Below are 19,456 nucleotides of genomic sequence, written 5' to 3'. Positions count from 1 at the left end.
ACTACGGGGCATGGATTCCGCGCGAGTGTTCCCGGCAGGTGGCGAGCCCGGCCCGAAGACGTGGAACGCGCCCCCTTTCGATCCCGAACTCGGTGCGGCTCTGGCTGCCTTGGGGGACGGCGCGCTGGAGCCGTTCACCCCGGAGACCCTCGCCGCCCGGCAGGAGCAGGACGCCGCGGCCCGGCCCCGGCCGACGCTGCGGGAGCTCCGGGCCGACGGCCTCTTCGAGGTGGACGAGCTGCGGGTGCCGGGAGCGCCGGGCGAGCCGGACGTCACGCTCGTGAGCGCACGGCCCGCCGGGACCGCCGGCCCGCTGCCGGCGCTGTACTACATGCACGGCGGCGGCATGGTCATGGGCAATGCCCACTCCGTCGTCCCTCAGCTGCTGCGCGAATGGGCCCTCCCGCTGGAGCTGGCCGTCGTCTCCGTCGAGTACCGGCTGGCACCGCACACGCGGTACCCGGGACCGGTGGAGGACTGCTACGCCGGATTCGTCTGGGTGGCCCGGCACGCGGCCGAACTGGGCCTCGACCCGGACCGCGTCGTCATCGGCGGGAAGAGCGCCGGCGGCGGTCTCGCCGCGGCACTCGCCCTGCTCACCCGAGACCGGGGCGGGCCCGCACCGCTCGGGCAACTGCTGCTGTGCCCGATGCTCGACGACCGCAACGACACCTTCTCCAGCCGGCAGATGGCCGGCCTCGGCATCTGGGACCGGACCTCCAACGCCACCGGGTGGCGGGCGCTGCTGGGCGAGCGGTACGGGGCCCCGGACCTGCCGCCCTACGCCGCCCCCGCCCGCGCCACGGACCTGTCGGGGCTGCCCCCCGCCTACATCGACGTCGGGTCGGCCGAGACCTTCCGGGACGAGGACGTGGCCTTCGCGAACGCGATCTGGCAGGCGGGCGGTCAGGCCGAACTGCACGTGTGGCCCGGGGCCTTCCACGGCTTCGACGGCTTCGCACCGGGGGCCGCCCTCAGCCGGGACGCCCGCCAGGCCCGTTCCGCCTGGCTCCGGCGCCTCCTCGCCCGGCCCGCTGCGGGCGGCGGGCCCGCCGCCCGCTGAGCACGGTACGACGGCGGGCCCGGGCGCCAGGTCACGGTCACTGGGCCGCCGTCGCCGCCGGGATGTCGACGCGGGCGGCCCTGCGGGCCGGCCAGAGCGAGGCGGCCAGCGCTCCCACCAGGGCGACGAGCACACCGAGGACGAGGCGCCCCCAGGGAAGGACCAGCGCGTAGCCCGCGACGTTCTCCTGGAGGGTACGGCCGAGCGCCCAGCCGAGGAAGACGCCCAAGGCCGTGCCGAGCGTCGCGCCGAGCCCGCCGAGGACCAGGGCCTCCAGGCGGATCATCCGGCTCACGCCGGCGCGGTCCACACCGAGGGCGCGCAAGGTGCCGATCTCCTTGCGGCGTTCGAGGACGGACATCGCGAGGGTGTTGGCGATGCCCAGCGCGGCCATCACCAGGGCCATGCTCAGCAGCGCGTAGAACACGTTGAGCTGGTCACCGATGGACCCGCTGTCGTGGGCCCGGATGCCCTCCTGGTCGAGGACGGCCAGGGCGGGGTTGTCCCCGAGGGCGTGGTTGACGCTGCCCAGCGCGGAGCGACTGGGCCCGCCGTCCAGGGCGACGAGGATCCCGGCGGTGTGCGGGGCGTTGTCGTGGCGGGCGACGAGGGAGTCGGGTGCGGTGATGCTGGGCAGCAGGTTGCTCTGCTCGTCCGCCCGGTAGACGGCGCCGATGGTGACGCTGTCCGGCCGGCCGTCCTGCCGCTGCAGGGACAGCGTCTGGCCGACGTGCCAGCCGGCCGCCCTCGCCTTGAAGTCGGCCACGGCGATCTGGCCCTGGGCGAGGCGGTCGAGGGAGCCCTCGACCACGTCGTACCGCAGCAGTCGGCCGATGGTGGCGGGGTCGACGCCGGTCAGGACGGAAGGGACGCCGGCCAGCCGGTACTCGGTGGACTGGCTGAGCGGGCTCACCGCGGCGCCGGGCAGCTTGTTCAGGGCCGCCGCGGGCTCGGCCGTCATCCGCATGCCGCCCTCGGCGGGCTTCACCAGGTAGTCGGCGGTGAAGTCGTGGGTGGTCGCCCGGTCCAGGTACCGGGCGGCGGAGGCCCCGAGGACGGACAGGCCCGAGGCGAGGGTGAGGGCGATGGCGAGCGCGGCGGCCGTGGCCCCCGTACGGCGCGGGTCGCGCACGGTGTTGCGGGCGGCGAGGTCGCCGTACACCGGGTGGAGGCGGGTCAGCAGCGGCCGGACCAGGGCGACGAACGGCCGGGCCAGCAGCGGGATGAGGACGATCGTCCCGGTCAGGGTGAGGGCCGCGCCGAGGCCGATGACGGTCCGCGCGTCACGGCCCGTGCCGAGCGCCCCGTACGCCGCGGCGGCGACGCCGGTGACCAGCAGCGCGGCGCCGAGGCCGGTGCGCAGGGAGCCGGTGCGCGCCGGCGCCGTCGGCTCGGCCGCGCTGAGCGCGGCGACCGGCGGGATGGCCATGGCCCGGCGGATCGGCAGCCATGCGGCGACCACGGGCAGCACGGTGCCGACCAGCAGGGACACGATCACGGTGCCCGGGGTGAGGACGAGCGGGCCGGCCGGGGCGTCGGCCGGGGCGAAGAGGGCCCGGAGCAGGGCGGCTGTTCCGGTGCCGGCTGCGAGACCGGCCGCGGAGGCGATCGCGCCGACGAGGAGGGACTCGGTCAGCAGGATGCGGCGCACCTGCGCGCGCGAGGCCCCGACGGCCCGCATCAGGGCCAGCTCCCGGGTGCGCCGGGCGACGAGCATGGTGAAGGTGTTGGAGATGAGGAAGGTGGCGACGAACAGGGCGACCGCGGCGAAGCCCAGCAGGATCTGGCTCATGGTGTCGCTGTCGTTGGTCGCGAGGTCGGCCTGGATCCGGGCGAGCTGGGCCCCGGTGGCCGCGCCGGCTCCCTGGGGCAGCACCGATTCGATCCGGCCGAGGAGTTGCTGCACGTCGGCGCCGGGTGCGGCCGTGACGTCCACGTTCTGGTGGAGGCCGGGCCGGAGGAAGAGCCGCTGCGCGGTGGCGTCGTCGAAGAGCGTCAGGCTGCCGCCGGCCGGCAGCGTGGTCCCGTCCGTACGGAAGATCCCCCTGAGGGTGTAGGAGGCGGCGCCCTGGTGCGTGCCGACGCGTACGGTGTCGCCCAGGTGGAAGCCGCCCTTCGCGGCGGTGGTCTCGTCGAGGGCGATGGTGTCACCGCCGGTCGGGCCGGACCCCTGGGTGAAGCGGTACGCGGGGTCGGTGCCGTCCGCTCCCGGGGCGAAGTTGCCCGCCTTGTGGGAGGGACCGTGACCGAGCAGTCGGCCGTCCCGGTCGGCGACGGCGGCGAAACCGGTGACGCGGCCCGCGGCGAGGGCGACGCCCGGCACCTTGGCCAGGGTGTGCACGGTGGCGGCGTCGATGCCGGCAGGCCCGTCGTCCTGGTGCGGGGAGTCCTTCGCGCCCTCGGAGTCCTGGGGGAAGACGCTGACGGCGATGCGCTCGTAGCCGTCGGTCGCCCGAGCTGAGGCGGCCCGGTGGAGGCTGTCGCCGTAGACGAGGCTGCCGGACACGAAGGTCACGCCGAGCATGACCGCGAACACGGTCATCAGCAGCCGGGCCTTGTGCGCGAACACGTTGCGCAGGGCGGTACGGAACATGGGGATGCGGATCCTGGGAGGCGGGCTCGGCCGGTGCGAGCGGGCGGGCGGGTTGGCGGGCGGGCGGCTGGTGTGGTGCCGGTGCCGGGTGCGGGAGGAGGGGTCAGCTGGTGCGCGAGCGGGTGTCGAATTCCTTCATCCGGTCCAGCACCCGGTCCGGGGTGGGGCGGCTCATCTCGTCGACCAGGCGACCGTCGGAGAGGAACACCACGCGGTCGGCATAGCCGGCCGCGACGGGGTCGTGGGTGACCATGACCACGGTCTGGCCCAGCTCGCGCACCGAGTCGCGCAGGAAGCCCAGGACTTCGGCCCCGGACCGGGAGTCGAGATTGCCGGTGGGTTCGTCGCCGAAGACGATCGAGGGGCGGGACACCAGGGCGCGGGCCACCGCGACGCGCTGCTGCTGCCCGCCGGACAGCTGTCCGGGCCGGTGGTCGAGCCGCTGGGCCAGGCCGACCATGGAGACCACCCGGTCCAGCCACTGCCGGTCGGGCCGGCGGCCGGCGATGGTCAGCGGCAGCGTGATGTTCTCCAAGGCGGTCAGTGTCGGCAGCAGGTTGAAGGCCTGGAAGATGAAGCCGATCCGGTCGCGGCGCAGCCGGGTGAGCTGCTGGTCGTCGAGGGTGCCCAGTTCGGTGGTGCCGATGCGGACGGAACCGGAGCTGAAGGAGTCGAGCCCGGCGGCGCAGTGCATCAGCGTGGACTTGCCGCAGCCGGAGGGGCCCATGATCGCGGTGAACTCGCCCTCCCCGAAGGCGATGCTGACCCGGTCCAGGGCGACGACGCGGGTGTCGCCGCTGCCATGGACCTTCGACAGGTCGGTGGTGGCGGCCGCGGCCGCCGCCGAGGTGTGCGGCGGGTTCGGGGGAAAGGGATCGGCGGTCACGGAGGACTCCTCTTCGGGTGCGGAAACGTGCACTTCGAAGGGTGTCCGCGGAACGTATCGGGGCCCGGACGGCCGTGTATCGGCCCCCGCTCCGCTCCGTATCGGTTGTGTAGGGCCGGGCGGTCAGGCCGGCAGGCGCAGGGTGGCGACCGCGCCGCCGTCCGCCGCGTTCTCGAAGCGCAGCTCGGCGCCGAGGAGCCGGGCCTGGCCCAGGGCGATGGTCAGGCCCAGGCCGTGGCCCGAGCCGCGCCCCGCGGCGCCCGTGTGGAAGCGGCGCGGGCCGTCGAGCAGCAGGTCCCGGGGGAAGCCGGGACCGTGGTCGCGGACGACGACCGTACGGCCCTCGACGGTGACCGCCACCGGGGTGTCTCCGTGCCGGTGGGCGTTGACGACGAGGTTGCCGACGATCCGTTCGAGGCGGCGCGGGTCGGTCTCCACGGTCACCCCTGCCGGGGCGGTGGCGGGGCCGTGCGGGCCGGCGCCGGTGGGCGCGGTGACGGTGACCTCCGTGTGGAGGCCGGTTCGCGCGACCGCCTCGGAGACGACCGCGCCGAGCGGGACACGGTCGCGGACCGGGCGTTCGGCGCCGGCGTCCAGCCGGGAGATCTCCAGGAGGTCCTCGACCAGGCCGCGCAGATCGCGCACCCGGGCCCGGAGCAGATCCTCGGTCTCGCCGCGGGGCAGCAGGTCGGCGGCGGCCAGCAGGCCGCCCACGGGGGTGCGGAGCTCGTGGGCCACGTCCGCGGTGAACCGGCGCTCGGTGCGCAGCCGTCGGCTGAGGCTGTCGGCCATGAGGTCGACGGTGGCGGCGATGTCGGCCACCTCGTCGCCGCCCTCGGTGGGCCCGGTCCGGGCGTCCAGATCCCCGGCGGAGATCCGGCCCGCGATCTCGGAGACCCGCCGCAGCCTACGGGCGAGCAGCCCGGCTCCGTAGACCGCCAGGGGCGCGGCCGCCGCGAGCGCGACCAGCGAGGCCAGCGCCATGCTCACGTCGAGCCGCCGCAGCTCGTGGAGCTCCGAGCTCATGTTGACCCGGACGGCGAGCACCGGACTGTCCGGGCCCGCGGTGCGCTGGGCGGCCCAGACGGTGGGGCCCACGTTGCCTTCGACGCGCGCGTCGTGGGCGACGTGCCGGACGCCGTCGGCGGGGCGGCGCAGTGCGGCGGGCAGCTCGGCCGGATCGAGCTCGGCGCCGTCGATCAGCGTTCCGGTGCGCCGGTAGGTGGCCATGGCGGAGTACACGGTGTTGAAGGCCTGGGCCTCGGCCCGGCCCCGGATGTCGTGCGCGGTCCAGAGGTGCACGAGGACGCCCACCGCGGCCACGACGAGGAACGCCGTGGCCGCGGCCAGGGCGGCGATCTTCCAGCGCAGGGACACGCGGGCCGGCCGCAGCCGGTGGAACGGTCGCACCGGCTCAGCGCCTGAGCTTGTAGCCGAAGCCGCGGACCGTTTCGATCCGGTCCCGGCCGAGTTTCCTGCGCAGCCGCTGCACGCACAGGTCGACGACGCGGCTGTCGCCGTCCCAGCCGTAGTCCCACACGTCCCGCAGCAGGGTGTGGCGCTCCAGCACGATGCCCGGGTGGGCGGCGAACACCAGCAGCAGCTTCAGTTCGGTCGGGGTCAGCGCCACCGGGCTGCCCGAGACGAAGACCTCCAGGCCACCGGTGTCGATGGTCAGGTCCCCGAAGACCAGCGACTCCGCCTCGGACGGGGGCCGCCCGTCCGAAACGGAGTCGCCGGCCGCCCGGCCGGGTTCCGGGGCGGGCGGCGCGGGTGCGTAGGTCGCCCGCCTCAGCAGCGAACGGATGCGGGCCACGAGCACGTACGTGTCCACGGGCTTGACCACGTAGTCGTCCGCGCCGGCCTCGAGACCGGCGACGACGTCGAGCCCGTCGCCGCGGGCGGACATCATCAGCACCGGCACCAGGCTGGTCTCCCGGACCCTGCGGCACAGGCCGATGCCGTCCAGACCGGGCAGCATGACGTCCAGGATCAGCAGGTCGAAGCTCTCCTCGCGGAAGAGTTCCAGCCCCGCCAGCCCGTCGGCGGCGGTCTGCATCCGGTAGCCATAGCGCTCGAGGGCGACGGTGAAGGACCGGCGCATCAGATCGTCGTCCTCCACCAGCAGCACGCGCACGGGGCGCGGAGAGGCCGGGGCCGGTACAGGCGCCGGGGGCGGGACGGACGAGGACACGGGCGGACGACTCCTTGTTCGGACGGTTCGGATGGTGCGGATCGTTCGGAGGGTGCGGATCGTTCGGAGGGCCGTGGAACACGGGCAGGTCCCGTCCGCGCCCACGCGCGGTACGGGACCTGAAAGGAACGATATGGCAGACATCGGGCGTGGCCGCCCGCCACGGCCCGGCGCACGCGTTCGATGGACGACCAAGCGCTCCCTGATACGCACCCGATACAAACCCGGGCCGCCCGGCGCCGCCGCCTTGCTCAGCCGGCGGCGTCGAGCAGCAGTTTCGCGGCGACCGTCGCCCCGTCGGTACGGACCGTGGCGGCGACGGCGGTCGCCCGTGCGCGGGTCCGCGGCGTCAGGGCCGCCTCGAGCGCGAGCGACAGGGACTCGGTGGTCGGGGCCGGGCCGTCGTGCGCGGTTCCGGTGCCCAGTTCGGCGACCCGGCCGCCCCAGTACGGCGCGTCCCCTCCCTGGGGCAGGACCACCTGGGGCGTCCCGGACCCGGTGGCGGTCGCCGTGGTTCCCGCGCTGCCGTGGTGCACGACGGCGGCCGCCCGCCGGAACAGTGCCTGCTGGTTGACCTCGCCGACGAGGAAGCAGTCGTCCTGGTCGTCGACGAGGTCCAGGCCGGCCCAGCCGCGGGAGAGGACCACGCGCCGGCCGTGCGCGCGGACCGCGTCGACGGCCACCCGCGCGAAGTCCTGCGGGGCGTCGGCGGGCGTGCTGCCCAGGCCGACGTACACCGGTGCCGTGCCGGCGTCCAGGAACGCCTCCAGGTCGGCGGGGAGCGGGCGTTCGTCGGGCCGGATCCAGGCGCCGGTCTGCACCACGTCGAGGTCCGTCGGCTGCCAGGGGTCCAGGACCGGGTCGGTGGCCAGCCACGGCCGGCCGGTGAAGGCGTAGTCGCGGACGTTGTCCACCGGCGGCAGGCCGATCGACGCCCGACGGCCGTTCAGCTCCTCGCCGAACATCTCGTTCGCGATCCGCGCGTCCAGCTCCCACAGCGCCCGGTTGTCACTCACCCCCGGCGGCAACGGCCGGCCCCGCCGGGCGGGCGGCCGCCGGTGGCGCGACGGGAGGGCGACCGGCTGGTGGCTCGCGTGCACGTAGCGGATCCCCAGCTTCTCGGCCACGGACCGCGCCCCCGTCACCGCCGGCAACGGGCCCGTCGCCACCAGCACGTCACACCCCACGGCCGCGGCGGCGACCGTCTCGAACTGCGCGCCCATCAGGTCGGCCACGCGCTGCGCCAGCCCCACCGCCGACCCCGGCGTCACCGTGCTCACCATCGGACGCACCGGCTGCCCGGCCGGCACCATCTCCACGCCGGCCCCGGCCAGCCGCTCCACGCACTCCGTGTCCGGCGGCGCGCACACCCGGACCTCCGCTCCCAGCTCCCGCAACGCCACCGCGAGACCCACCATCGGCTCGACACTCCCGCGCGACCCGTACGTCGACAACAGCACTCGCAACGTGAACAACCCCGACTTCCGCAGATTCCGGCTGAGATCGGTGATTCTGCGGGACGACGGGGGTCTTGCCGCAAGGCCCCCCGTGCGCTATATGTTGAGCGTGGCAAGGAGCGGATGAGCTCCTTGCCTTTGCCATGTGCGGCCACCGCCGCACCCCGCGCGGAGCCGTGAAGATGACTGGACCCGCCCGGACACGGTACGAAGTCCTCCGTGAACGAAAAGATCCAGTCCGAGACCGTCCGCGTCTTCATAGCGCTGGCCCCGCCCGACGACGCGAAGGACGAGCTGGCCGAGCAGCTGCGGCCCGCGTACGCCGCGTACCCGGACATGCGCTGGAACCGCATCGAGGACTGGCACATCACCCTGGCCTTCCTCGGCGAGCTCCCCGTCGCCGCCGTCCCGCTCCTCAAAATGCCGCTCGCGGACCTCGCCGCGGCCCGGCGGCCGCTGAAGCTGGCACTGCGGGGCGGCGGGCACTTCGACGAACGGGTCTTGTGGACCGGGATCGACGGAGAGCTCGAAGGGCTGCACCTTCTCGCCACCGACGTGCGCGCCGCGGTCCGCACGTGCGGCATCAACTTCCAGGAGCGGCCGCTGCGCCCCCACCTGACCCTGGCCCGCTCCCGCCGCAACGACCGCACCAGCGCGGTGGAGGCGGCGGCCGGGCTGGCCGCGTTCACCGGCCGCCCGTGGCAGACCCGGTGCCTCCACCTCGTCGGCAGCAACACCGGCCGCGGCCCCGGGCCCATCCACTACCGCGACATCCAGGCCTGGAACTTCGACGGCCTGGACTGAGAACCCGCGGGCGGACGGAACCGTATTGATCGTCTTTGGCGTCTTTGCCGCCAACGTGATCGTCCGAGGGAAGAGGAGAGCCGACGTGGAGCAGACCCGTCGAGCGGTACTGACTCTGGGAGCGGGGGCGGCGCTGGCCGCGGCCCTGCCGGCGGGCGCGGCGCACGCGGCGCCGCACGGCGGCGACGGCGGGGACGGCGGGGAGGGTGAGGTCGTCCGGCAGCTGCGCGCGCTGGAGCGCGAGTACGGCGCGCGGCTGGGGGTGTACGCGCGGGACACGGCCACCGGCAGGACGGTGCTGTACCGCGCCGACGAGCTGTTCCCGATGTGCTCGCTGTTCAAGACGATGGCCGCGGCGGCCGTGATGCGGGACCTGGACCGTGACGGCGCGTTCCTCGCCCGGCGCATCCACTACACCCTGGCCGACGTCACGGCCGCGGGCGGCGGCTCGGTGACGGAACGGCCCGAGAACATCGCCGGTGGGCTGACGGTGGCCGAGTTGTGCTCCGCGGCCATCTCCCAGAGCGACAACCTCGCCGGGAACCTCCTGCTCCGCGAGCTGGGCGGCCCCACCGCGATCACCGGCTTCTGCCGTTCCGTGGGGGACCGTACGACGCGGCTCGACCGGTGGGAGCCCGCGCTGAACTCGGCCGAGCCGTCGCGGGTGACCGACACGACCAGCCCACGGGCCATCGGGCGGACGTACGGGCGGCTCGTGCTCGGCGACGCGCTGGCCCCGCGGCACCGGGAGCTCCTGACCCGCTGGCTGCTGGCCACCACGACGAGCGGGGACCGCTTCCGGGCCGGCCTGCCCGCCGACTGGGTGATCGGCGACAAGACGGGCTCCGGGTCGTACGGGACCAGCAACAACGTGGGCGTCGCCTGGCCGCCGGGACGGCCGCCCGTGGTGCTGTCCGTCCTGACCACCAGGCCGGAGGCTTCCGCGCCGCGTGCCGACGCGCTGGTCGCGAAGGCCGCCAGGACACTGGCGGCGGCGCTCACCTGACGGCCCGGCACCTACCGGTGGCCGCACTAGGCTTGCCGCCGTGGACCTCTTCTCGGACTCCTGGGCAGCATTGCGCACGGCGGTCACCGACCTGCGTGACGAGGACTTCGCACGGCCGTCCGGATGCGCCGGATGGCTCGTGCGGGACCTGGTGTGCCATCTGGTCATCGACGCCCAGGACGTGCTGATCACCCTCGTCACCCCCGCCGGGACGGAGCCGACCCGCGACGCGGTGACCTACTGGAACCTCGTCGAGGCCCCGACCGGCGAGGACCCGCTCGACGCGCTGACCGTCCGTCTCGCCGCCGCGTACGGGGAGCCGTGGCTGCTCAAGTTCCACCTCGACGACGTCGGTTCCGCCGCGGGCCGCGCCGCCGGACTCGCGGACCGTACGGTCCGGGTCGCCACCCGGGACGAGGTGCTCACCACGGACGACTACCTCACCGCGTACGTGCTGGAGTGGACCCTGCACCACCTCGACCTGATCGCGTACCTCCCGGACGCGGCGGAGCCGCCCGCCGCGGGTCTCGCCCGGTCCCGCGAACTGCTGGAGAAGATCGCCGGTGCGGCCTTCCCCGCGTCGTTCTCCGACAAGGACGCGCTGCTGATCGGCACCGGGCGGCGGGCCCCGACCGACGCGGAGAAGGCCGAACTGGGCAGCTCGGCCACGCCACTGCGGCTCCCCCTCGTCCTCGGCTGACCGGGTTCCGGTCCGGCCCCGCGCCGGTATTCGGTGGGCTTCAGGGGCCGGTGTCTGTGACGATCCGCCCTGATGATCACCACGGCCTGAACTGGCCGGGTCCCTGGAACGCCGCCGTCCGCGCGCTGCGCCGCCACGAGGACCCGGAGGTCCGCGAGGCGGCCGACGCCATCGACCTCACCCCCCGCTGACCGCGGGCGCGCGTTCCGGTTCCTCCACGGAGCGACGGCCCCCTCGTCTACGGTAGGCCCATGAGGCTGCTGCTGACCTCCGACACCCATGTACCCGCGCGGGCCCGCCACCTGCCGGAAGCGCTGCTGGCGGCCGTCGACGAAGCAGACGTGGTGGTCCACGCCGGGGACTGGACCGACGAGGCCACGCTCGATGTGCTGGAGTCGCGGTCGCGGCGCCTGGTCGCCGTGTACGGCAACAACGACGGACCCGCCCTGCGCCGCAGGCTGCCCGAGATCGCCCGTGCCGAACTCGGCGGCCTGCGCTTCGCGGTGGTCCACGAGACCGGTCCGGCCGACGGCCGCGAACGGCGCTGCGCCGCACGTTTCCCCGACGCGGACGTCCTGGTGTTCGGCCACAGCCACATCCCGTGGGACTCCACGGCCCCGAGCGGGCTCCGGCTGCTCAACCCCGGCTCTCCGACGGACCGTCGGAGACAGCCCCACCACACGTTCCTGACCCTCACGGTCGCGGGCGGCGCCTTGGACGACGTCGTTCTGCACCGGCTGGCCGAACGGTCCTGAACGCGCGGGCCGCCGCGTCCAGGCCAAGGGCGGAACCGCGCCGCTCGGCGACGCACGTGCCGGGACAGGCGAGTTGAGGCGATTGTCCGGCTCGTCCCTGTGTTGGCCCTGCGGGTTTCCTTAGGGGAACCTGAAGTACCCCTCCAGCGCGCTCTTTTCGCTGGTCGGCGACCTAGGCTCAGCCGGACTCCCCCTCCTCCCCTTCTCCTGTGAGGTGTCACCGTCATGAGCCGCAGCCACACTCCCGAAACGCCGTCCCGCGCCGAAGCGCGACGGAAGAGGACGGTGCGCACCCGCATCGTCCTGTCCGTCACCGCGGCGGCCGCGGCGGTGGCGGTCGGGGTCGCCGTGGCCGACTCCGACGGTGATGCCGGCAGAGACAAGCGGGCCGACGGCGCCGCCGGTCAGGCGGCCGGGACCGCGGCGACCGGTGACGGCGTGGGGACGGCACCCTCCCCTGCCGTCCCCACGCCCACCACCGACGCCACGGCCACGGCGAGCCCGAGCCCGTCCGGCACACCGGACGCCGGCGCCTCCGAATCCGCCGCCGCACCGGAGCCCGACACGGCGGAGAGCAGCACGCCGGCCAAGCCGGCCTCGACCCGGTCCGCCGACCCGACGCGCAAGCCCTCCACGACCACGGGCGGCGGTTCCGGGGGCTCGGGCGGTTCGGGTGGTTCGGGGGGCTCGGGCTCCGGCACCGTCAACGGCGATGCCGAGTCCGCGGTCCTCGCCCTGGTCAACAAGGAGCGGTCCGCCGCCGGCTGCGGCGCGCTGAGCATGAACGCCAAGCTGAGCGCCGCCGCTCGGTCGTACAGCGACACCATGGCCCGGAGCGGCGTCATGTCGCACACCGGCCCCGACGGGTCCACCATGACCAGCCGGGTGGAGGCCGCCGGATACGGGTGGTCCCGCCTGGGCGAGAACATAGCCCGGGGGCAGGCCGACCCCGACGCGGTCATGAAGGCGTGGATGAACAGCTCCGGCCACCGCGCCAACATCCTCAACTGTTCCTTCAAGGAGATCGGCATCGGCGTCCACAAGGGCGACGGCGGCCCCTGGTGGACGCAGAACTTCGGCACCCCGAAGTAGCGAGACCCGCGCCGGCGCAGCCGCGCGCACCGAACCAGCCACCCCCCACGTCCACGTCCTCCGGCCCGTCCCATGGGTCGGAGGACGCCGGCGTTGCGCGGCCCGCCCGGCCCGCGGGTTCCGAGGCTCTTCGGGGGGAGGGGTGACGGGCCGGCCGGCGGGTCGGCCACTATGGGGCCGTGCCCCGGATTCCGCGTTACCTGTTCATATGGCTGTCGTGCACGGCCACCAGCGTGACCGCCGTGCTCGCCACGGTGCAGTTCGTGGTGGGCTCGACCAGGCACACGCCCCCGGTCGCCCGGTCCGCGCCGGTGGTCATCGACACGCCGCCGGCCTGGGAGGCGGGCAGCCCCGCGCCGAGCGAACCGTCCGCCTCCGCGTCCGCGAGCCCCTCCCCCACCGTGACGCAGCGGCCGACCCCCTCGGCCGCGACCCCCGCCAAGGCCTCGCCGGGCACCCCCCGGACCACCGCGCCGAAGCCTTCCGTGGACTGCGAGGAGGGCGGAGCGGGCCTGCACACCGTCCCCTCGCAGGGCGGCAAGGTCACCGTGCGGTACGGGAGCCGGGGCGTGTGCCTGATCTCCGCGATCCCCAGCCGCGGGTTCAAGGCCACCACCGCGCAGACCTCCGACGACACCCTCACCGTCACGTTCTCCGGCGCCAACCACCGGTCGGAGGTCACGGCGACGATCGTCCCGGCGGCGAAGGCGAGCGTCCGCGAGACGTCGTTCTGACGCCGGTCCCTTTTGCGCGGTTCACGTCTTGTACGCCCTCATGCGCCGCGTCCCGGTGAAGCGGAAGGTGAGCGCTTCCTTAGGGCAACCTCAAGATCGTGCCGAGGCGGTTCCACCGGCCCGGACGGGGCCTATGCTCGCGTCAGCCGAGCGGCCCTCGGCGCCGGGGAACCGCACCCGGCGAACCCCCGGGCCGTCGGTTCCGCCGCGCCGGAAGGCATTCGGCCCTTCCCGCAGTCCGCATCGTGCCCTGGGGTGTCTTCGCCATGAGTTCTCGCCTGCTCCGACCCGTCCGCGCCGACCGCCGTCCGACGGCTCCCCGGTCCGCCGCGCCCCTGGGAACCCGGCTGCCGCTGGTCGCCGTCGCCGTGGTCGCGGCGGGGCTGACCGCCGCCTGCGGACCGTCCTCCCAGCCCGCCGGTTCCGCGGCGCCGGCCAAGGCCGGACAGTCCTCGGAGGCCGCCCTCCCCTCCGCGTCGGAGTCCGCGACCGTGTCCCCCGAGGCCTCCCCGTCCGCCTCCGCCTCGCCGTCCGCGTCCGTGTCCGCGTCCCCGTCGCGCCCCGCGACCGCCTCGGCCACCCCCTCCCGGACGCCCTCCAAGCCGGCGCGCACGTCCGCCGCGCCCGAGCCGGCCCGCGTACCCGGCCCCGGCTACGACAGTTCGGCCGACGCGCAGAAGCAGATAGAGGCGGCTCTGCGGGCCGCCAAGGCCGACGGCCGGGCGGTGCTGCTCGACTTCGGCGCGAACTGGTGCGGCAACTGCAAGGCCGCCGACAAGGTGTTCGCCCAGCCGCAGACCACGGCCCTCCTCGGAGCCTCGTACCACCTCGTCAAGGTGGACATCGGCGGCAACAGCTCCGCCAACTCGGCGCTCCTGCGCAAGTACAGCCCGTCGGGCGGCACGTACACGATGCCCGTACTGGTCGTCGTCTCGCCCTCCGGCACGGTGCGCACCGACACCCACGTCACGGGCAACCCGTCCCTGACCGCGGACGGCATCAACGCCTTCCTGCGCAAGTGGGCGTCATGAGACGCCCGGTCCGCAGGGCCGTGCTCGTTCCGGCCGGCGCGGGCCTCGTGGTGGCGGCCGGTCTGCTGCTCGCCGGTCTCCTGACGGACGACGGCGGCGCCGAGGCCGCACCGGGCGGCCGGGCCGGCGGAATCAGTACCGCCGCGGGGGCGAGGGTCGTGGACCCCGGCGCCCGGCAGCAGGCGCCCGCGCTGGCCGGCGACGACCTGGACGGGAGGCCGGCCGGCCTCACCGGGCTCCGGGGGCACGTCGTCGTCCTCAACGTCTGGGGCTCCTGGTGCGGCCCCTGCCGGGCGGAGGCCGAGGACCTGGCGCGGCTCAGCCGGGAGACCCCGGGTGAGGAGGTCCGGTTCCTCGGGATCAACACGCGGGACCCGGACCGGGCGGCGGCCCGCTCGTTCGTACGCGAGCACGGCCTGGACTTCCCCAGCCTGCACGACCCCGCCGGCGAACTCCTGCTCCGCTTCCCTCCCGAGCTGCTGAACCCCCGGGCGGTCCCCTCGACTCTCGTGATCGACCGCAGGGGACGCATCGCCGTCGCCATCGGGGGCGCCGTCACCGACGAGCAGTTGCGGCCCCTGCTCGCCCGCGTGGTGGAGGAGGAGTCGTGACGGGGGCGGCGGCGGTGTACCGGACGCTCGCCGTCGCGGACGCGCCCTCCCTGGTGAACGACACGCTGGCGATCGCGGCCCCCGTGGCGTTCGTCGCGGGACTCGTCTCCTTCCTGTCGCCGTGCGTACTGCCGCTCGTACCCGGCTACCTCAGCTACGTGACCAGCCTGTCCGTCGCCGACCTGGCGGACGCGCGCGGCGGGCGCCGCAGCCGCATGGCGACCGGGGCGCTGCTGTTCGTCCTCGGCTTCACCGCCGTACTCGTCTCCGGCGGCGCCCTGTTCGGCTACTTCGGCCGCACGCTCCTCGCCCACCAGGAGACGGTCACCCAGGTGCTCGGCGTCTTCACCGTGCTGATGGGGCTGTCCTTCATGGGGTTCCTGCCGGGGTACACCCAGCGGGAGTTCCGCAGCCACCGGCGCCCCGCTCTCGGGCTGGCCGGGGCGCCCCTGCTGGGGGCGGTGTTCGCGGTCAGCTGGACCCCGTGCATCGGCCCGACGCTGGCCGCCGTGCAGGCGCTCGCGTGGACCGAGGCGAGCGCGGCCCGCGGCGCCCTGCTGATGGTGGCCTACTGCCTCGGGCTGGGCCTGCCGTTCCTCCTCGCGGCGCTGGCGTTCCGGCGCGCCCTGGGCGCGTTCGGCCTGGTCAAGCGCCACTACTCGTGGGTGCTGCGGATCGGCGGCGGCATGCTCGTGCTCGTCGGCCTGCTGCTCGCCACCGGGGTGTGGAACGACCTGGTGTACCGGCTGCAGTTGTGGAGCGCGAACTTCAGCACGGCCCTCTGAGGCCTCCGTTCGCCCCGAAGACCGATTCGATCCCGTGATACGTGACACAGAAGTGCAGAGACACTCATGAAGCTTTCCGCATATGTCAGCCGTTCCCGCAAGGTCCGCATCGCGGCCGCCCTCGTGTCCCTGGCCGCGCTCGCGGCCTGCGGCCAGCAGCCCGCCAAGAGCTCCGACGCCGGCGCCGGTGCCGCCGCTCCCACGACGCGCTTCACCGAGAACGGGGTCACCGTCACCCTCTCGGTGTCCGACTGGCGCGCCTCGAAGGGCACCGTCACCGCCGTCTTCACGCCCGAGCGCAAGGGATTCCACCTGTACAGCATCGACCTGCCGGCCACCGGCATCGAGGACGTGGGCCGGCCCACCGCGATGACCGTGTCCGGGGTCCTCAAGGCGGAGGGCAGGCTGACGGCCGCCGAGGACGTACGGTCCATCAGCGTGCCCGGTGTCGACGCCCCGGTCCCCGTCTACCCCGACGGGCCCGTCACCACCACGCTCCCGGTGAGCGCCGACGGGAACGGGGACGCGACCCTGCTGCTCGGTTACGCGAGCTGCAGCTCCCAGGACGGCTGCACCATCCCGGTCTCCGACCGCGCCGTGCGCCTGCGCGTCACCGGCGACGGCCCGGCGTTCGACACCCCTTAGGGTCCGTCCTCCCCGGCCGAGCCCCTAGGGTGTGCCCATGCCGAGCGTCCTGGTCGTCGAAGACGACCCCAGCATCCGCCAGTCACTCATCGAGGTCCTGGCGGAGCACGGGTATGCCGTGCGCAGCGCGGGCGACGGGTTCGGCGCCCTGCGCGAGGTCACCCAGTCGCCCGTCGACGCGGTGGTGCTCGACCTGGGACTGCCCGATCTGGACGGAGGGGACGCCTTGCGGATGATCCGCGGCATATCCTCCGTGCCCGTGCTGGTGGCCACCGCCCGCGACGACGAGACGGAGATCATCAAGCTCCTCAACGCGGGCGCCGACGACTACCTGGTCAAGCCCTTCTCCGGGGGTCAGCTCGTCGCACGGCTCTCCGCCGTCCTGCGGCGCACGAGCCACGTCCCGCCGGCCGGTGCCCCGGCGGGCGCACCGGTGGCGCCGGCCGCCGAGCCGCTGCGCCCCACCACCGTGGGCGAACTGGCAGTGGACCCGGGCGCGCGCACCGCGTACCTGGCCGGCCGGGAGCTCCGCCTCACCCGGCGGGAGTTCGACCTCCTGGCGTTCCTCGCCCGGCACACCGGCCAGGTCGTCTCCAAGCGCCGCCTGCTCACCGAGGTGTGGCGCGAGCCGTACGTGGACGACCAGACCGTCGACGTGCACCTGTCGTCCCTGCGCCGCAAGCTGGGCGAACGGGCGGCGGCCCCGCGCTACCTGCTGACCGTCCGCGGCGTCGGCATCAAACTGGTGGCCCCGCGTTGAGACGCTCACTGGCCGGAGTGGCGCTCGCCGTGACCTCCATGGTCGCCCTCTCCTTCCTCATACCACTGGCCGCACTGGTGATGTCGCTGGTCAAGGAGCAGGGCGTCACCGCGGCCGAGCAGCGGGCCGCCGCCCTGGCGCCGGTCCTCGCGCTGACCACGGACCCGGCGGCCCTCCGCGAGTCCGCGGCGAGCCTGGACGCCGCCGAGCACCTGGTCGTCCATCTGCCGGACAGCGGGCCCCTCGGCAGTTCCAAGGCCCCCGCCGCGCTGCTCGAACGGGCCCAGCGGGGACGCGAGTCCATCTCGCAGGAGGTTCCGCACGGCTGGATCTGCCTGCAGCCGGTGGTGCTCCCCGGCGAGCAGGTCGCCGTCATCGAGAACTTCGTTCCCGAGGAGGAACTGACCCGCGGGGTCAAGGAGTCCTGGGCGGTCATGGTCTTCCTGGCCGTGGGACTGATCGGCGGATCCGTGCTGGTCGCCGACCGCCTCGGCGCGAAGGTCGTCAGGTCCTCGAAGCGCCTCGCGCAGGCCTCGCGCGCACTCGGCCAGGGCGATCTGGACACCCGCGTGGACCCGATGGGCCCCAAGGAGCTGCGCGAGGCGGGCGAGGCCTTCAACGCGATGGCCCACCGGATGACCGAACTGCTCGCCGTGGAACGCGAACTCGTCGCCGACCTGTCGCACCGGCTGCGCACCCCGCTGACCGCCCTGCACCTGGCCTCGGAGCGGATGGCCGGCACACCGGAATCGGCCAGGGTCGAGGCCGCCGTCGGCGAACTGGAGACGGAGCTCCAGGCCATCATCGCCACGGCCCGCACCCCGCTCGCCGTGGGACCCATGGGCCAGGGCATGCTCGGCGCCGAACCCCTCACGGGCGACCGCACCGCCGGCAAGGGAGCGTCCGACCCCCGCTGCGAGGCGGCCGACGTCGTACGCCGCCGCACCGCCTTCTGGGCGGTCCTGGCGGAGCAGCAGCACCGGCCCTGTTGCCTCGACCTCACCCAGGAGCCCACCGGCGTGGGCCTCTCCGAGGACGACGTGGCCGCCGTCGTGGACGCGCTCATCGGCAACGTCTTCCGCCACACTCCGTCCGGGACCCCGTTCGGCGTCCACGTCGTGCGCACGGCCCACGCGGTGGAGCTGGTCGTGGAGGACGGCGGGCCCGGCATCCCGGATCCGGAGCGGGCCCTGTCCCGCGGCAGCAGCACCGGTTCCACCGGGCTGGGGCTCGACATCGCGCAACGGGCCGCGACCGCGACGGGCGGCTCGATGCGCATCTCCCGCGGCCCCCTGGGGGGCGCGCACATCACGGTGACGTTCGCCCTGGCCACGCCGTCGCCGACGGGCCGGGGGCCCCGCCTCTCCCGCCGCCGGCCGACCTGGCGGGCCACCCGCCGGCCCCGGACTCCATGAAGTGGCGGAAGGACGGGCAACGTTCCGGTGGGCTCCCGCGCCAGGGCGCCGGGGTGTACGCGGCGCACTCCCCGCTCCACCGCTCGAGGACGGGGCGCCACGCGGATCGCATCATGAGCGCAAGGGTGTCAGCCCCCACGGACAACCGCCCGGGCAGGGGGGTGCGGCCCAGCCCCTCCTCCACCAGTCCGGCCCGCTCCTGCGGCCCCGGCGTCCGCTCGGCGAGCAGCGCCCGCCGGTACCCCGCCGCCCGGCTGCGCACCTCCTCGTACGCCTGGGCGCGGCGCCACCGGTACGCCGTCTCGAACAGGCCGCGGTACGGCTCCCGGACCGCCAGCCGAGCCGCTCGCGGCGTACGAGACTCAGCCCCGCCAGGGCTTCGAACAGTCCCGGGCCGCCCGCCGGCAGCCGCTCGTCCTGTGCGATCCCCGTGTGCAGGGCCCGGCAGGCGAGGCCGGCGAGGCCGGCGAGGCCGGCGAGGCCGGCGAGCAGGGCACCCCGCCGGCCAGCCGGACCACGAGGGCCACGGCCTCCGGGTCGGTGATGCCCACCTCCCGTGCCCTGCGCCTCGACGGCCGCCGCGGACCGGGGGCCGAGCGCGACGGTCGCCGGGGCCACCCGCCCCACTCGGCGGTCGCCCGCAGGGGCGGCCTGCTGACCAGCAGCACGGGCCTGAGCGGGCCGGGCGAGGCGGGCCCGGGGACGTCCCCGGCCGGGTCCAGCGCCGCCGCGACCGCCCCGGCCCGGCCGGGCCCGTCCACGCTGTCGACGAGCAGCAGACCACCCGGCCGCGCGGCGAGCCTTCGCCCCGCGGCGGGGCCGGGGGGGGGGCTTTTGGGTGGGGGGCGCGCGGGGGCGGAAAACGGGGCAAAACCCGGCCTTGTGGTGGTGGGGTCTGTGGGTTCTGCGCGTCTCGCCAGCACGA

The 19,456-nt window shown here is 74.6% G+C and carries 19 protein-coding genes; 14 read left to right on the top strand and 5 right to left on the bottom strand.

Going from position 1 to position 19,456, the window contains the following annotated elements; translation table 11 throughout:
- Window positions 1-10 precede the first annotated feature (10 nt).
- Window positions 11-1,063: an alpha/beta hydrolase gene (locus ACZ4VT_RS17125; protein WP_467950408.1), complete on the top strand. Its 1,053-nt coding sequence runs from the start codon at window positions 11-13 to the stop codon at window positions 1,061-1,063.
- Between the two features lie 37 nt (window positions 1,064-1,100).
- On the opposite strand, the gene ACZ4VT_RS17120 is transcribed toward ACZ4VT_RS17125, so the two are convergent.
- The 5 genes from ACZ4VT_RS17120 to ACZ4VT_RS17100 form a co-directional block, all read right to left on the bottom strand.
- The gene (locus tag ACZ4VT_RS17120; RefSeq protein WP_467950406.1) at window positions 1,101-3,656 is read right to left on the bottom strand and encodes an ABC transporter permease; all 2,556 of its coding nucleotides are present in this window, start codon (window positions 3,654-3,656) and stop codon (window positions 1,101-1,103) included.
- A 103-nt stretch (window positions 3,657-3,759) separates the two neighbouring features.
- Window positions 3,760-4,542 carry an ABC transporter ATP-binding protein gene (locus ACZ4VT_RS17115; protein WP_467950404.1) on the bottom strand — a complete coding sequence of 261 codons (783 nt, stop codon included), beginning with the start codon at window positions 4,540-4,542 and terminating at the stop codon, window positions 3,760-3,762.
- Between the two features lie 123 nt (window positions 4,543-4,665).
- Window positions 4,666-5,952, bottom strand: coding sequence for a sensor histidine kinase (locus ACZ4VT_RS17110; protein ID WP_467950402.1), 1,287 nt, complete (start codon window positions 5,950-5,952; stop codon window positions 4,666-4,668).
- A 4-nt stretch (window positions 5,953-5,956) separates the two neighbouring features.
- Window positions 5,957-6,646: a response regulator transcription factor gene (locus tag ACZ4VT_RS17105; RefSeq protein ID WP_467950628.1), complete on the bottom strand. Its 690-nt coding sequence runs from the start codon at window positions 6,644-6,646 to the stop codon at window positions 5,957-5,959.
- 341 nt (window positions 6,647-6,987) lie between these two features.
- Entirely contained in the window at window positions 6,988-8,154 is a 1,167-nt protein-coding gene (locus ACZ4VT_RS17100) for a glycosyltransferase (RefSeq protein ID WP_467950400.1), read from the bottom strand.
- A gap of 258 nt (window positions 8,155-8,412) precedes the next feature.
- On the opposite strand from ACZ4VT_RS17100, the gene thpR reads away from it, so the two are divergent.
- The 13 genes from thpR to ACZ4VT_RS17035 all read left to right on the top strand — a co-directional run bounded on the left by thpR (window position 8,413) and on the right by ACZ4VT_RS17035 (window position 18,531).
- The gene (gene thpR / locus ACZ4VT_RS17095; protein ID WP_467950399.1) at window positions 8,413-8,997 is read left to right on the top strand and encodes an RNA 2',3'-cyclic phosphodiesterase; all 585 of its coding nucleotides are present in this window, start codon (window positions 8,413-8,415) and stop codon (window positions 8,995-8,997) included.
- 85 nt (window positions 8,998-9,082) lie between these two features.
- Window positions 9,083-10,003: a class A beta-lactamase gene (gene bla / locus ACZ4VT_RS17090; RefSeq protein ID WP_467950397.1), complete on the top strand. Its 921-nt coding sequence runs from the start codon at window positions 9,083-9,085 to the stop codon at window positions 10,001-10,003.
- A gap of 40 nt (window positions 10,004-10,043) precedes the next feature.
- On the top strand, window positions 10,044-10,703 hold the full coding sequence (locus tag ACZ4VT_RS17085) for a maleylpyruvate isomerase N-terminal domain-containing protein (RefSeq protein WP_467950395.1): 660 nt from the start codon (window positions 10,044-10,046) through the stop codon (window positions 10,701-10,703).
- Between the two features lie 56 nt (window positions 10,704-10,759).
- Window positions 10,760-10,894, top strand: coding sequence for a hypothetical protein (locus ACZ4VT_RS17080; RefSeq protein ID WP_467950393.1), 135 nt, complete (start codon window positions 10,760-10,762; stop codon window positions 10,892-10,894).
- A 60-nt stretch (window positions 10,895-10,954) separates the two neighbouring features.
- Window positions 10,955-11,458: a metallophosphoesterase family protein gene (locus tag ACZ4VT_RS17075; protein WP_467950391.1), complete on the top strand. Its 504-nt coding sequence runs from the start codon at window positions 10,955-10,957 to the stop codon at window positions 11,456-11,458.
- A 285-nt stretch (window positions 11,459-11,743) separates the two neighbouring features.
- Complete coding sequence (locus tag ACZ4VT_RS17070; protein WP_467950389.1) at window positions 11,744-12,550, top strand: CAP domain-containing protein; 807 nt, start codon at window positions 11,744-11,746, stop codon at window positions 12,548-12,550.
- Between the two features lie 179 nt (window positions 12,551-12,729).
- A complete protein-coding gene (locus tag ACZ4VT_RS17065; RefSeq protein ID WP_467950387.1) occupies window positions 12,730-13,284 on the top strand; it encodes a hypothetical protein in 555 nt (184 codons plus the stop codon).
- A 266-nt stretch (window positions 13,285-13,550) separates the two neighbouring features.
- A complete protein-coding gene (locus ACZ4VT_RS17060) occupies window positions 13,551-14,315 on the top strand; it encodes a thioredoxin family protein (RefSeq protein WP_467950385.1) in 765 nt (254 codons plus the stop codon).
- Window positions 14,312-14,926, top strand: coding sequence for a TlpA family protein disulfide reductase (locus ACZ4VT_RS17055; RefSeq protein WP_467950381.1), 615 nt, complete (start codon window positions 14,312-14,314; stop codon window positions 14,924-14,926). The genes ACZ4VT_RS17060 and ACZ4VT_RS17055 overlap by 4 nt, the downstream gene beginning before the upstream one ends.
- A complete protein-coding gene (locus ACZ4VT_RS17050) occupies window positions 14,923-15,711 on the top strand; it encodes a cytochrome c biogenesis CcdA family protein (RefSeq protein ID WP_467950379.1) in 789 nt (262 codons plus the stop codon). Before ACZ4VT_RS17055 ends, ACZ4VT_RS17050 begins: the two co-directional genes overlap by 4 nt.
- Window positions 15,712-15,777: 66 nt before the next feature.
- Window positions 15,778-16,356 carry a hypothetical protein gene (locus tag ACZ4VT_RS17045; RefSeq protein ID WP_467950375.1) on the top strand — a complete coding sequence of 193 codons (579 nt, stop codon included), beginning with the start codon at window positions 15,778-15,780 and terminating at the stop codon, window positions 16,354-16,356.
- Window positions 16,357-16,393: 37 nt separating this feature from the next.
- Complete coding sequence (locus ACZ4VT_RS17040) at window positions 16,394-17,116, top strand: response regulator transcription factor (RefSeq protein ID WP_467950372.1); 723 nt, start codon at window positions 16,394-16,396, stop codon at window positions 17,114-17,116.
- Complete coding sequence (locus ACZ4VT_RS17035; protein WP_467950367.1) at window positions 17,113-18,531, top strand: HAMP domain-containing sensor histidine kinase; 1,419 nt, start codon at window positions 17,113-17,115, stop codon at window positions 18,529-18,531. The genes ACZ4VT_RS17040 and ACZ4VT_RS17035 overlap by 4 nt, the downstream gene beginning before the upstream one ends.
- Window positions 18,532-19,456: the final 925 nt, after the last annotated feature.

Source organism: Streptomyces sp. NPDC029164 (assembly GCF_055563995.1).
Note: the sequence above shows the minus strand (reverse complement) of the source record. Positions and strands in the feature narration are given on the sequence as shown.